This window comes from Pusillimonas sp., from assembly GCF_035515275.1.
In the GTDB taxonomy this organism is placed as follows: domain Bacteria; phylum Pseudomonadota; class Gammaproteobacteria; order Burkholderiales; family Burkholderiaceae_B; genus Pusillimonas.
In genome coordinates, this window is the sequence record NZ_DATJBQ010000127.1 from 1 (window position 1) to 12,775 (window position 12,775).

A 12,775-nucleotide genomic window follows, 5' to 3' on the forward strand; every position below is an offset into this window, starting at 1 on the left:
CGCCCACGATGTATTGGGCATCGAGTTTTCCCGTATCAAGCTGGTGCACGGCGACACCGACCGTACCCCGTATTCCAGCGGCACTTATGCCTCGCGCTCGCTTGTCATGTCGGGCGGGGCGGTGGCGTCCGGTTGCAAGCAGTTGCTCCCCCGCATGCGCATTATCGCCGCCCATCTGCTCAAGGCCGACGATGCCGCTTCGCTCGAGTTCCGCGAGGGGCGCTTCCACCATGGCCAGTCCAGTGTGTCCATTGCCGACATTGCAGAGGCCTGGTATTTGAAGCCGCACTTACTGCCTAAAGACGTTCACACGGGCGGGCTCGAGATCAGCGTCGGCTACAAGACCAAGGTCGACACCGGCGCGTTTACGTATTGCAGCCAGGCCGCCGTGGTGGCGGTCGACCCTCAAACCGGCCAGATCGAAATCCTCGACTACGTGGTGGTTGAAGACTGCGGCGTCATGGTCAACCCCCTGATCGTCGAAGGCCAGTGCATCGGCGGTATCGCCCAGGGCATTGGTACGGCTTTCTACGAAGAAACACCCTACGACGAGTTCGGGCAGCCTCTGGCGTCCACGCTGGCCGACTATGTCATGCCCGGCCCCACCGAAGTGCCCAACATCCGCTTCGATCACTTCGAGACACCCTCGCCCCATACCGAATTCGGCGCCAAGGGTGTGGGCGAGGGCGGTGGCATTGCCCCACCGGCAGTTCTGTTCGGCGCGGTCAACAATGCGTTGCGGGGCCTGGGCGTCGAAATGACCCAAACCCCGCTTACACCGCACCGTCTCCTTACAGCCATAGAAGCGGCACGGCATACGGGCGAGGGCTCGTCGACAGGTACGGCAGGATAAGCAGATGAAAGCAGCTAAATTCGATTACAAACGCGCAAGCAGCGTCACTGACGCACTGGGTCTTCTGGGCGACGACAGTGTCGTGGTCAAGGCCATGGGGGGCAGCCAGTCATTGGGGCCCATGTTGAACCTGCGTCTGGCGCGCCCGGCCAAGGTGGTCGACGTCTCGGGCCTCGAAGAACTACGCACTGTCACCGAAGCCGCCGGCCGCATCCGCGTCGGCGCGTCGGTGACGCACGCCGAAATTGAAGACGGGGTGTTCCCGCTGTTGGCCGGCCACATGATGCAAGGCGTCGCCGAGCGCATCGCCTATCGCGCCGTCCGCAATCGCGGTACGGTCGGCGGCAGTCTGGCCCATGCCGACCCGGCCGCCGACTGGGTCCTGGCAGCAGCCGCGCTGGGCGCGACCGTCGAAATCGTCGGCCCCAACGGCACCCGCATGGTCGACATGCCCGAGTTCATGATCGGCGCGTACACCACCGAACTGGGCGCAGACGAACTCATCGCCGCGCTGCACGTGCCTAAAAAGAACCCGGGCGCACGCTGGGGCTATTACAAGTTTTGCAAAAAAACCGGCGAGTTCGCTGAAGCCAGCTGTGCCGCCTTTTTCGATCCTTCGGCCCAGGTGGCCCGCATTGCGGTGGGCGCCCTCGACGGCGCGCCCCAGTTGCTCGACGAACTTGGCGCCCGCGTCGCCGAACAGGGCGCGGCGGCCATCGATCGCGACGCCATCTACGCCGCAGTCAAAACCATTACGCCTGAAAAGTCCGAAGTGGATCGTGGTTTGTGTGTCACCGTAGTCGAGCGCTGCTTGCGTCAGGCGCTAGGTGCATAAAGGGTTTCATATGTCTGAATTATCAATGGAAGTAAACGGGCGCAAGGTCAAGGGCGACGTTCCCCCTCGTACCCATCTGGGCGATTTCCTGCGCGAAGAAGTGCGTCTTACCGGCACCAACCTTAGTTGCGAGCACGGTGTGTGCGGTGCTTGTACCGTACTGGTCGACGGCAAGCCGGTCCGTTCCTGCATTACCTTTGCGGTCGCATGTGAAGGCAAGCAGGTCACCACCATCGAAGGGTACGACAACGATCCCATCATGAAACGTCTGCGCGAGGCCTTTCATGCCAAGCACGCCTTGCAGTGCGGCTTCTGTACGCCGGGCATGCTGGCCACTTCGCGCGACATCGTCCTGCGTCTGCCTGAAGCCGACGAACAACGCGTTCGAATCGAGCTTTCCGGAAACATCTGCCGTTGCACGGGCTATCAGGGCATTACTGCGGCGGTTCTGTCAGTATTGACCGACCTGCGCGAACATCCCGATGACGAGGTCGAGGCGCTGCGCAGCGCGGCGGCCCAAGGCAAGGCAGCGTTGCCCGAGCAGCCCCAGGCTCAAGACTTCGCCGGCTTCAAGGCAGTTCAGCGGCCTGCCGCCAAACCTGCCGCTTCAGCTACGGCTTCGGCCGACGCAGCACCGGCGGCCCCGGCTGCGGCTGCCGCCGACAAAACCGGCAAGGGCTCCAGCATCCAGGGTGGTTTCGACGTCCCGTTCCCGGCCGCCCGGGTCTGGGAGTTCATGTCCGACCTGCCTGCAGTGGCCGGCTGCCTGCCGGGCGCCGTCATCGAAGAGCAAGTCGGTGACGAGGTCAAGGGCAAAATAGCCATCAAGTTCGGCCCCATGGCCGCAGCCTTCAAGGGCGCGGCCAATCTCGAGCGCGATGAAGCCGCCATGTCGGCCGTGCTGCGTGGCGCCGGACAAGACACCCTCAGCCAGTCGCGCGCCAAAGGCGACGTCAGCTATCGTGTCGTGGCGGTTTCCGACCAGGCGTCGCGTGTCGAAGTCGACCTGCTTTACTCCTTGCAAGGGCCGTTGGCGCAGTTTTCGCGTTCGGGCCTGGTGCAAGACTTTGTCCGCCGCATGATCGCAGAGTTTGGTCGCAATGTCTCCAAACGGCTTGATCTTCCCGAAGGCGCCGAGCCTATGGGGCAAGCCGAGTTCAGTCCGTTCAAGATGTTCATGAGTGTTCTTTGGGACCGCATTCGGCGCCTGTTCGGTGCCAAGGTCTGAAGTTGGTCAATATCACGTAACGCCTTATAAAAAACACGGAGCAAAGATGAAGAAATTTTTCGGCAAAACCCTTCTGAAGGGCGGCCTGGGCCTCATTGCACTCACCATGGCTGCTTCGGCCGTGGCCCAGCAAAAACTGGAGCCGCTTGCTGTTCGCCTTGACTGGACACCATGGGGCGTGCACGCCGGGTTCCACCTGGCCAAGAATAAAGGCTGGTACGAACAGGCAGGCCTGGATGTCCGCCTTGAAGACGGCAACGGCTCTGTTACGACGGTGCAGATTGTCGGGTCGGGCGACAGTTTCGACGTGGGTCACGCAGGCCTCGCGTCGATGATGATCGCACGCGACAAAGGCTTGCCCGTGAAGGCTGTTGCGCCGTTCGCACGCAAGAGCGACATTGGCGTTCTGGTGCCTACCGAATCCGACATCAAGGGCCCTGCCGACCTTAAAGGCAAGAAGCTTGTTTACACCGCCGGCTCGCTTGAAGCTCCTTTCATCGATTCCTTCCTGGCCGAGGGCGGCATTACACGTCGCGATCTTGAGCTGCTGAACGTTGAGGCCGCCGGCAAGGTCACCACCTATGCCGTGAATCGCGCCGATGCCGTCGTGTCGACGATTCCGTTTGTGATTGCGTTTGTCTCCGATCGTCGGCCTTCTCGCGCCATTCCCTTTGCCGACTATGGCCTGAACATGCCCAGCTTCGGCATTTTTGCCAGCGAAGAAAAGCTCAAGGCCAAGGGTGACCAGATCTCGCGCTTTGCCAGCGTAACGGCGCGTGCCTGGCAATACATTTACGACGGCCACCAAGACGAAGCAGTGCAGGCCATTATGGCCGAGCGTCCGCAAGCGCGTCTGGATGCCAAGATTTTGCGCAGCCAGATCGACGCCTTGTACGAATACTTTGGCAAACCTGCCAAAGGTGATCGCATCGGTATACCCGTAGCCGCCGATTGGGAAGAAGCGGTTAAAACCATGCGTTCCGTCGATGTCATCAGCGACAAACTCTCGGCCACCGATTTTTACGTCACCGACCTGGTTCACCCCGAGCGGTACGACAACGTGGTGGCCAAATGAGCGTAGCGGCAGTTCATGCGTCCAATGTCTCCAAACAGTATCCGGGCGCTCGCGGCGTCCAGGCACTGTCCGGAGTCAGCGCCGACATACCGGCGGGGCGCTTTGTAAGCATTTTGGGGCCCAGTGGCTGTGGCAAAAGCACATTTTTGCGTTGCGTGGCCGGGCTCGAGAACATCACGGGCGGCGAGCTTCTGGTCAATGGGGCCGCAGTTAACGGCCCACCCGATGGCATCGGCATGGTGTTTCAGCGCGATGCCTTGCTCGAGTGGCGCAATATTCGCAAGAATATTCTGTTGCCGGTCGAGTTCGCCAAGAAGCGTGCGGCTGACTACACTAAAAAAGTCGACCATCTGCTTGATCTGGTCGGGCTTGGCGATTTCAGCCAAAGCTACCCGCGCGAGCTTTCAGGCGGCATGCGCCAGCGCGCGGCTATTTGCCGTGCGCTGGTCGACGACCCCAGCCTGTTGCTCATGGACGAACCCTTTGGCGCGCTTGATGCCTTTACCCGCGACCAGATGAACGTCGAGCTGCAGCGCATCTGGATGGAAACCAAGAACACGGTGCTGTTCGTTACGCATGGTATTTCTGAAGCCGTTTACTTGGGCGACGTTGTCATGGTGTTTTCGCCGCGTCCGGGTCGCCTGATCGAGACCATCAACATCGACCTGCCACGGCCCCGACCGCTGTCGGTGCGTGAAACCCCCGAGTTTGGCCGTTACACCGCCCACATTCGCGGCTTGTTCGAAGACATGGGCATGATCAAGGAGGGCGCATGAAAGCGGCTCTCAATAATATGGGCATGGGCACCGCGGGAAGCTTGTCGCTGATCGTGGTGTTCATCATCTGGGAAATACTTTGCCGGCTGCTGAACGTGCGCGACATCATGTTGCCGCTGCCGTCACAAATTTTTGTCGAGCTCTGGAACGACCTTCCGTGGTACCTGAGCCATTCGGCGTACACCTTGTGGACTACGGTTGCAGGATTTGTTCTGTCGGTCATCGGCGGCGTGCTCATTGCCGTTTGTCTGGTCAGTTCGCGAATATTCGAACGCTTCGTCTACCCGTTGATCATCGGGTTCAACAGTGTGCCCAAGGTCGCCCTGGCCCCGTTGTTCGTCGTCTGGCTGGGCACGGGCGCCGAACCCAAAATTGCCATCGCGTTTTTAATTGCCGTGTTTGCCATTATTGTCGACACCGTGCACGGCTTGCGTTCGGTGCCTACCGACATCACTGACCTGGGCAAGGTGCTGCGTGGTTCCGCCTGGGATTTCTTCTTCAAGGTCAAGCTGCCTTGTGCCCTGCCCTCTATTGTGGCCGGCATGAAGGTCGCCATGTCCCTGGCCTTGGTGGGTGCCATTGTGGGCGAATTCGTTTCTTCGCAGCGAGGTCTGGGCTATATCATCATGAGCGCTCAGGGTACGTTCGATACGGTTCGGGTGTTTGCTGCGCTGTTCATTCTGGCAGTAATGGGTTTGGCCTTGTATGGCCTGCTTGCCTGGTTCGAGCGCAAGGCCACGCCCTGGAGACTGATCCACAGCGATTGACGTTTGATTCAACCGGAAAGGCACGGGCCTCAAGAGGGCCCGTCGCCTGATGTTTTTGTGCGCTATTAAGGGGAACTCATGCGCAGCTTGCTTGCTTTATCGTGCGCGATCGACGCGCTTAGCCGCGTGGTCGGCAGAACGGTGTCGTGGCTGATACTGGTGGTGGTCGTCATTAGCGCGACCAACGCCGTCAGCCGCAAGGCCTTCCACATAAGCTCGAACGCCTGGCTCGAGGTTCAGTGGTATTTGTTCGGCGCCATTTTCTTGTTGGCGGCCGGCTACACACTGCTGCATAACGAGCACGTGCGCGTCGACGTCCTGGCCACCAAGTTTACAGAACGCACGCAGGTCAAGATCGAGATCTTTGGCGTCTTGTTATTTTTGCTTCCCATTTGCGCATTCATATTCTGGATGGCGATTCCCATGTTCGTTGACTCGTACGTAACGGGCGAGATGTCATCCAATTCGGGTGGGCTCATACGCTGGCCGGTCAAGCTCATGGTGCCAGTGGGCTTTGGCTTACTGTTGCTGGCGGGCGTTTCGCATTTGATCAAATGCATCGGGTTCCTGAAGGGCCTGTGCCCCAACCCCCTGCAGAAACTCCAGACCAAGTCGTCCGAAGAGCTGCTGGCCGAGGAGATCGCGAGACAAGCAGCCATCCAAGCTGAAGCAAATACCAAGAAGGGCAGTTAAATCATGGAATTTCTCATCGCGAATATGGCGCCAATAATGTTCGCCACGCTGATCATTTTTCTGCTGCTGGGGTTTCCGGTTGCATTTACACTGGCGGCGCACGGCCTGCTCTTCGGCCTGATCGGTATTGAACTGGGCTTTTTCACTCCGGCGCTTTTCCAGGCCTTGCCGTTGCGCATCGTCGGCATCATCTCCAACGACACCTTGCTCGCTATTCCGTTCTTCACCTTCATGGGGTTGATACTTGAACGTTCGGGCATGGCCGAAGAGCTGCTTGAAACCATCGGCCAGCTGTTTGGCCCGATGCGCGGCGGTCTGGCCATTGCCGTTGTGGTGGTGGGCACCATGCTTGCCGCCACCACCGGCGTGGTGTCGGCCTCGGTAATTTCCATGGGCCTGATCTCGTTGCCCATCATGCTGCGCTACGGATACGACAGGCGGCTGGCGTCGGGCGTCATTGCGGCCTCGGGTACCTTGTCCCAGATCATTCCCCCCTCGCTGGTACTCATCGTGCTGGCCGACCAGCTGGGCCGTTCCATCGGCGACATGTATCGGGGCGCCATTGTTCCGGGCTTCATTCTTGTGGGCTTGTACATTACCTACATCATCGTTCTGTCGCTGGTAAAGCCCAAGGCTGCGCCGGCCATTCCCGCCAGCGCGCGTGTTTTCATCGAGCCCAACGGCAGCCATGGGACCCGGTCGTTGCTGGTGTTGATGCTGCTTGCAGTCGTGGGTGCGTACCTGCTTGACGAATGGATCATTGAAGAAGGCGCCCCCATCGACGAGGCCATTGTCATTGGTGTGCTGCTTTGGGGCGTGATCGCCTTTGTGCTGGCTGTGATTAATAAAGTGCTGCGCCTGGGCTTGCTGTCGCAGATTGCGGAACGCGTCACCTTTGCCATGATCCCCCCGCTGGTGCTGATTTTCCTGGTGCTGGGCACGATCTTCCTGGGCATTGCCACCCCCACCGAAGGCGGGGCCATGGGCGCGGTTGGCGCAATCATCATGGCGTTGGTTCGTCGCCGGCTGTCGCTGGGCCTGCTCAAACAGGCCATGGACACCACCATCAAGCTTACGTCCTTCGTCATCTTCATTCTGGTGGGCTCCACCATCTTTACCCTGACCTTCCGCGGCGTGGACGGCGACCTTTGGGTCGAGCATCTGCTCGTCGGGTTGCCCGGTGGCGAGCTGGGCTTCTTGCTGATCGTCAGTGTGTTCGTGTTTGTCATGGCCTTCTTCCTCGATTTCTTCGAGCTGGCCTTTATTATTGTTCCGCTGCTGGGGCCGGTGGCCGAGACCATGGGCATTGACCTGATCTGGTTCGGGGTCTTGCTGGCGGTCAACATGCAAACCTCGTTCATGCACCCGCCTTTCGGTTTTGCGCTGTTCTACCTGCGCTCGGTCGCACCGAAAGAAGACTACAAAGACAAAGTCACCGGTCAGATGATCGGCAAGGTAAAAACCGTCGACATCTATTGGGGGTCGGTGCCGTTCATCTGCATCCAGTTGTTGATGGTGGCCCTTGTGCTGACGTTCCCCGGCATGGTCATGCACTACAAGGCGGGCGCAAGCACGGTTGATCCGGCCAGTGTCGAGATCAACATGCAAAGCGACTACGGCTCGGGTGGTATGTACGGTAGCGACAACGCCATGCCGACATTCAAGTGATGCCGATTCGCGACTGGGTTGCCGCCCTGACCATCATCTTGGCGTGGGGCGTCAACTTTGTCGTGATCAAATGGGGGCTGGACGAGCTCCCCCCCTTTCTCCTGGGCGGTCTGCGCTTCCTTTTGGTTGCACCGGCCGTTTTTTTTGTGCCTCGCCCGGCTGTGTCGTGGCGCGTGCTGATCATGTTTGGCATGACGCTCAGCTTCGGGCAGTTTGCCCTGCTGTTCACCGCCATGACAGTAGGCATGTCGGCCGGCCTGGCTTCGTTGGTGCTGCAGTCTCAGGCGTTTTTCACGGTACTGATCGCGGCCTTGTTCCTGGGCGAGAAAGTAAGGGCTCATCATGTGCTGGGCATGCTGGTGGCGGCGGTAGGCCTGGGCCTGATCGAACAGGGGGCCTACGCCGGAAACGTGACTCTGCTGGGATTCGCCCTGACGCTGGGCGCGGCGTTGAACTGGGCCTGCGGAAACATCATCGTCAAGACCGTGGGCAAGGTCGACATGCTGAGCCTGGTGGTTTGGGGGGCCCTGGTTCCTCCGATTCCTTTCTTCATTATGTCGTGGGTGTTCGAAGGCCCCGAGCTTATTTGGCACAGCCTGGCAAACATCAGCCTGGCGGGCATCGGTGCGCTGTTGTACCTGGCCCTGGCGGCAACGACTCTGGGCTATGTGTTATGGGGCCGCCTGCTCAGCAGGCACCCGGTCAGCAAGGTGGCTCCGCTCAGCTTGCTCGTGCCGATCGTGGGGCTGCTTTCCGCCGCTGTGTTGCTGGGCGAACGCATGCATCTGCTGCAATGGTTCGGGGGGCTTATTGTGATGACGGGGCTGGCGATCAACCTGATGGGTTCGCGTGTGCTGAACCTGCTGCGCACCTTACGCTAAAATCGTGGCTTTATCTTGTCGCCCTTCCGTAATTAGGTAAGGGCCTTCGGAGCAATCATGAAATTCGATCAGTCGGGCGTTGACGCGCTTATGGAAATTACGGCTCGGCCGGAGCTCGTGTTTGTACGAGGCGAGGGCTCGTGGCTTGAAGACCATAACGGCAAGCGCTATCTGGATATGATGCAAGGCTGGGCGGTAACCTGCCTGGGGCACTGCCCCGCGCCTCTGGTCGATGCCATTACCGCGCAGGCCAAACTGCTTATCAACCCGTCGGCGGCGTTTTATAACCAGCCCTCCATGGATCTGGCCAAGCGCCTTGTGGCCGCCTCGTGCTTTGACCGCATATTTTTCGCCAACAGCGGTGCCGAGGCCAACGAAGGCGCCATCAAGCTGGCGCGCAAATGGGGCCGGCTCAAGCGCAACGGCGCTTACAAAATCATTACCTTTCAAAACGCCTTTCATGGGCGTACCCTGGCCACCATGTCGGCGTCCGGCAAGCCTGGCTGGGACACCCTGTATGCGCCACAGGTCGAAGGCTTTCCCAAGGCGGTTCTCAATGACCTTGACTCGGTCAAGGCGCTTATCGATGACCAGACCGTAGCGGTCATGCTTGAGCCTGTGCAGGGCGAGGCAGGGGTCTTGCCGGCCACCACCGAATTTATGCAGGGGCTGCGCGAGCTGACCAAGCAGCACGGGCTGCTGTTGATTGTCGACGAGGTTCAGACCGGTATCGGTCGTACCGGCAAAATGTTCGCCTATCAACATTCGGAGATCGAGCCCGACATCATGACTCTGGCCAAGGGCATTGGTGGCGGGGTGCCGCTGGCGGCCCTTTGCGCGCGCGAAGAGGTCAGCGTGTTCCAGCATGGCGACCAGGGTGGCACATACAACGGCAACCCCCTTATGACGGCCGCCGGCATTGCGGTGTTTGACGTCATCAATGCGCCGGGCTTTCTTGATTCCGTCAACGAGCGCTCGCTGCAACTGTCGACCGGCCTGCTGGCCTTGTCGTCGAAGTGGGGCATGAAAGGCGAGCGCGGCGTGGGCATGTTGCGCGCCTTGCTTATGGACCGTGACGACGGCGCAGCCATTGTCGACGCCGCACGTAACCGCAACCCACAGGGCCTGCTGTTGAACTCGCCCCGTCCCGACGTGCTGCGCTTCATGCCGGCGCTGAACACCACCGCCGATGAAATCGACCTGATGTTGTTGTGGCTGGACGAAGTGATTGGGCAGGTGCGTTCGGCCTGATCCGCAAGCGGGGCGCAAAGCGCCCCATTTTATTGAGGCCGGATTAAAACCGAGCAGGCCGCCGTATGCGTGAACGTTAACGGCGGCCTGGCGGTTTTGTGGTCTGTGGGTTAACGTGCTTTGGCCACTTGACGCCAATGATGCAGCAACGGCTCGGTGTAGCCGTTGGGTTGATCGATGCCTTTAAAGACCAGGTCGCAGGCCGCCTTGAACGCCACCGAGGCTTCGAAGTTCTGGGCCATGGGCTGGTACAACGGGTCGCCCTGGTTTTGCTTGTCGACCACGGCCGCCATGCGTTCAAGGGTTTGCTGAACCTGTTCGCGCGTGACAATGCCGTGGTAGAGCCAGTTGGCCATATGCTGGCTGGAAATGCGCAAGGTGGCGCGGTCTTCCATAAGCCCGATGTCGTGAATGTCGGGAACCTTGGAGCACCCCACGCCTTGGTCGACCCAGCGCACGACATAGCCCAGTATGCCCTGCGCGTTGTTGTCGAGCTCTTGTTGAATTTCGCGGGCCGACCAGTTGGTGTCGCCGGCAACAGGTATGGTCAGAATCTTTTCAAGCAACGGCTCGTTCTTGCCTTCCATGCCGCGCTGAATCTCTTGTACGTCTACCTGATGGTAGTGCAGGGCGTGCAAGGTGGCCGCAGTGGGCGAAGGTACCCACGCGGTGTTGCCTCCGGCCTTGAGGTGACCAATTTTTTGCTCGAGCATGTCGGCCATGAGGTCGGGCATGGCCCACATGCCCTTGCCGATCTGGGCGCGACCCCGCAAGCCGCACTCAAGCCCGGTCTGGACGTTATTGCGCTCGTAGGCGTCTATCCAGACACTGCGCTTCATGTCGCCCTTGCGTACCATGGGGCCGGCTTGCATTGAGGTGTGGATCTCGTCGCCGGTGCGGTCGAGAAAACCGGTATTGATGAACGCCACCCGCTCGATGGCCTGGGCGATGCAGGCCTTGAGATTGACGCTGGTGCGGCGCTCTTCGTCCATGATGCCCATTTTGAGCGTGTTGGGGGCTAGGCCCAGCAGCTTTTCAACGCGCGCAAATAGCTCGGTGGCAAAGGCCACCTCGGCCGGGCCGTGCATTTTCGGCTTGACGATATAGATGGAGCCCGTGCGCGAGTTGCCTTTACGTTTAAGGTCGTGCATGGCCGCCAGTGAGGTGACCACGGCGTCGACAATACCTTCGGGGGTTTCATCGCCGTGCTCGTCGAGCACCGCGGGGTTGGTCATCAGGTGGCCGACGTTACGAATAAGCATGAGCGAGCGCGACGGCAGGGTTTGCTTTTGGCCGTTCAGGTCGGTGTAGGGCCGATCGGGGTTAAGCGAACGAGTAAAGCTTTTTCCATCCTTGCTGATCTCTTCGGAAAGCGTGCCTTGCATCAGGCCCAGCCAGTTGCGGTACGCCAGCACCTTGTCCTGGGCATCGACCGTGGCGACCGAGTCTTCGCAGTCCATGATGGTGGTTAATGCCGCTTCAAGGACAATATCTTTGATGCCTGCGTTGTCCTGGTTGCCGATGGGGTGGTTCTTGTCGATCTGGATCTCGAAGTGCAGACCGTGATGGCGAAACACCAGCGCCTCGGGCGCTTCGGGCCGGCCACGGTAGCCCAGCAGCAGGCTTGGGTCGGTCAGGCCGGTCGAGTCGCCGCCCGAGAGCTGTACCTGCAGCTTTCCGTCTATGACCTGATAGCTGTTTGCCTCGCTGTGCGAACCTTGTGCCAACGGGATGGTTTGATCGAGAAAGCGGCGAGCGTATTCAATGACTTTGGCGCCTCGCGCCGGGTTGTACCCGCCCGCGCGTGTGGCGCCGTCCGCTTCGGAGATGGCGTCGGTACCATACAGCGCGTCGTACAAGCTGCCCCAACGGGCGTTGGCTGCGTTCAACGCATATCGTGCGTTGGTAATGGGCACGACAAGCTGTGGCCCCGCCTGCTGGGTAAACTCGACGTCGAGGTGTTCGGCGCGAACCGTGACGCTGGCCGGCGCGTCTTGCAAATACCCGATTTTGCGCAGAAACGCCTGATAGCCTGCCGCATCTTTGACGGGCCCCGGATTCTTGCGGTGCCAATCGTCGATTTCGGTTTGGAGGCGATCGCGTTCGGCCAGCAAGGCGCGGTTTCTGGGCGCGAGCTCGTGCATGAGCTCGTCAAAGCCCGACCAGAACGCGGTGGAATCAAGACCGGTGCCGGGCAGGGCCTCGTTCTGGATGAAGTCGTAGAGTTCGGTGGCTACCTGTAGTCGCTCGCAACGCGTTCGGTGGGTCATGTGTGGCTCCGGAAAAGAGGGGGTTCATGTGACGGCAACAGTGTTCCGTTACGATGTTTAGCGGTAGTATGAACTGCCGGCTTGGCGGGCTCAACTGCCACCCGGTTAAAGGACTTTATACTTTTTTTGATGTAATTATTCCTCTTTACTGCACTTAACTGCCAAGATCATTCGAAGGAGCAGGCGTCATGAAACGTGTACAACGTGTCGGCGCAGCATCGGCATTACTGTTGCTGGAGGGGTGGACGGCTGCCAAAGGCCGAGACGCCCTGCAAAAAACCTATGTGTTCAAGAACTTCAACGAGGCCTTCGGGTTCATGACCTGCGTGGCGTTGCAGGCCGAGAAACTCGACCATCACCCTGAATGGTCGAACGTCTACAATCGGGTAGAGGTCACCCTGACGACTCACGATGTCAACGGCGTGACTGAACGCGACGTCGCCCTGGCTTCGTTTATGGATCAACTCGCCTGAGTGGC

Annotated in this window: 12 protein-coding genes; 11 read left to right on the top strand and 1 reads right to left on the bottom strand. The window is 59.8% G+C overall.

Annotation, left to right across the window (positions count from 1 at the left end):
• The 10 genes from VL003_RS09220 to VL003_RS09265 all read left to right on the top strand — a co-directional run.
• Window positions 1-853, top strand: an 853-nt coding sequence (locus VL003_RS09220; RefSeq protein WP_325441759.1) for a xanthine dehydrogenase family protein molybdopterin-binding subunit, incomplete at its 5' end; no start/stop codon positions are given.
• Between the two features lie 4 nt (window positions 854-857).
• Window positions 858-1,688, top strand: coding sequence for an FAD binding domain-containing protein (locus VL003_RS09225; RefSeq protein WP_325441761.1), 831 nt, complete (start codon window positions 858-860; stop codon window positions 1,686-1,688).
• Window positions 1,689-1,698: 10 nt separating this feature from the next.
• Window positions 1,699-2,916, top strand: a complete 1,218-nt coding sequence (locus VL003_RS09230) for a xanthine dehydrogenase family Fe-S subunit (protein ID WP_325441763.1) — start codon at window positions 1,699-1,701, stop codon at window positions 2,914-2,916.
• 46 nt (window positions 2,917-2,962) lie between these two features.
• Window positions 2,963-3,991 (top strand): ABC transporter substrate-binding protein, encoded by a 1,029-nt coding sequence (locus VL003_RS09235; protein ID WP_325441765.1) that lies wholly within the window; start codon window positions 2,963-2,965, stop codon window positions 3,989-3,991.
• Window positions 3,988-4,767, top strand: coding sequence for an ABC transporter ATP-binding protein (locus VL003_RS09240; RefSeq protein WP_325441767.1), 780 nt, complete (start codon window positions 3,988-3,990; stop codon window positions 4,765-4,767). The genes VL003_RS09235 and VL003_RS09240 overlap by 4 nt, the downstream gene beginning before the upstream one ends.
• Complete coding sequence (locus tag VL003_RS09245; protein ID WP_325441769.1) at window positions 4,764-5,534, top strand: ABC transporter permease; 771 nt, start codon at window positions 4,764-4,766, stop codon at window positions 5,532-5,534. Before VL003_RS09240 ends, VL003_RS09245 begins: the two co-directional genes overlap by 4 nt.
• Window positions 5,535-5,612: 78 nt before the next feature.
• Window positions 5,613-6,227, top strand: a complete 615-nt coding sequence (locus VL003_RS09250; protein ID WP_325441771.1) for a TRAP transporter small permease subunit — start codon at window positions 5,613-5,615, stop codon at window positions 6,225-6,227.
• Window positions 6,228-6,230: 3 nt separating this feature from the next.
• Window positions 6,231-7,895 carry a TRAP transporter large permease gene (locus VL003_RS09255; protein ID WP_325441773.1) on the top strand — a complete coding sequence of 555 codons (1,665 nt, stop codon included), beginning with the start codon at window positions 6,231-6,233 and terminating at the stop codon, window positions 7,893-7,895.
• Complete coding sequence (locus VL003_RS09260; protein WP_325441821.1) at window positions 7,895-8,776, top strand: EamA family transporter; 882 nt, start codon at window positions 7,895-7,897, stop codon at window positions 8,774-8,776. Before VL003_RS09255 ends, VL003_RS09260 begins: the two co-directional genes overlap by 1 nt.
• Window positions 8,777-8,833: 57 nt before the next feature.
• Window positions 8,834-10,027, top strand: coding sequence for an acetylornithine transaminase (locus VL003_RS09265; protein ID WP_325441775.1), 1,194 nt, complete (start codon window positions 8,834-8,836; stop codon window positions 10,025-10,027).
• 110 nt (window positions 10,028-10,137) lie between these two features.
• On the opposite strand, the gene VL003_RS09270 is transcribed toward VL003_RS09265, so the two are convergent.
• A complete protein-coding gene (locus VL003_RS09270; RefSeq protein WP_325441777.1) occupies window positions 10,138-12,297 on the bottom strand; it encodes a malate synthase G in 2,160 nt (719 codons plus the stop codon).
• A 188-nt stretch (window positions 12,298-12,485) separates the two neighbouring features.
• On the opposite strand from VL003_RS09270, the gene VL003_RS09275 reads away from it, so the two are divergent.
• Window positions 12,486-12,770 carry a 4a-hydroxytetrahydrobiopterin dehydratase gene (locus VL003_RS09275; RefSeq protein WP_325441779.1) on the top strand — a complete coding sequence of 95 codons (285 nt, stop codon included), beginning with the start codon at window positions 12,486-12,488 and terminating at the stop codon, window positions 12,768-12,770.
• The last annotated feature ends 5 nt before the right edge of the window (window positions 12,771-12,775 follow it).

What these genes read in the sequence shown, in the direction of transcription:
- VL003_RS09255 (WP_325441773.1), top strand. Translation starts at nt 6,231, where the DNA reads ATGGAATTTCTCATCGCGAATATGGCGCCAATAATGTTCGCCACGCTG.
- VL003_RS09230 (WP_325441763.1), top strand. Translation starts at nt 1,699, where the DNA reads ATGTCTGAATTATCAATGGAAGTAAACGGGCGCAAGGTCAAGGGCGAC.
- VL003_RS09270 (WP_325441777.1), bottom strand. Translation starts at nt 12,297, where the DNA reads ATGACCCACCGAACGCGTTGCGAGCGACTACAGGTAGCCACCGAACTC.
- VL003_RS09225 (WP_325441761.1), top strand. Translation starts at nt 858, where the DNA reads ATGAAAGCAGCTAAATTCGATTACAAACGCGCAAGCAGCGTCACTGAC.
- VL003_RS09240 (WP_325441767.1), top strand. Translation starts at nt 3,988, where the DNA reads ATGAGCGTAGCGGCAGTTCATGCGTCCAATGTCTCCAAACAGTATCCG.
- VL003_RS09260 (WP_325441821.1), top strand. Translation starts at nt 7,895, where the DNA reads ATGCCGATTCGCGACTGGGTTGCCGCCCTGACCATCATCTTGGCGTGG.
- VL003_RS09265 (WP_325441775.1), top strand. Translation starts at nt 8,834, where the DNA reads ATGAAATTCGATCAGTCGGGCGTTGACGCGCTTATGGAAATTACGGCT.
- VL003_RS09275 (WP_325441779.1), top strand. Translation starts at nt 12,486, where the DNA reads ATGAAACGTGTACAACGTGTCGGCGCAGCATCGGCATTACTGTTGCTG.
- VL003_RS09250 (WP_325441771.1), top strand. Translation starts at nt 5,613, where the DNA reads ATGCGCAGCTTGCTTGCTTTATCGTGCGCGATCGACGCGCTTAGCCGC.
- VL003_RS09235 (WP_325441765.1), top strand. Translation starts at nt 2,963, where the DNA reads ATGAAGAAATTTTTCGGCAAAACCCTTCTGAAGGGCGGCCTGGGCCTC.
- VL003_RS09245 (WP_325441769.1), top strand. Translation starts at nt 4,764, where the DNA reads ATGAAAGCGGCTCTCAATAATATGGGCATGGGCACCGCGGGAAGCTTG.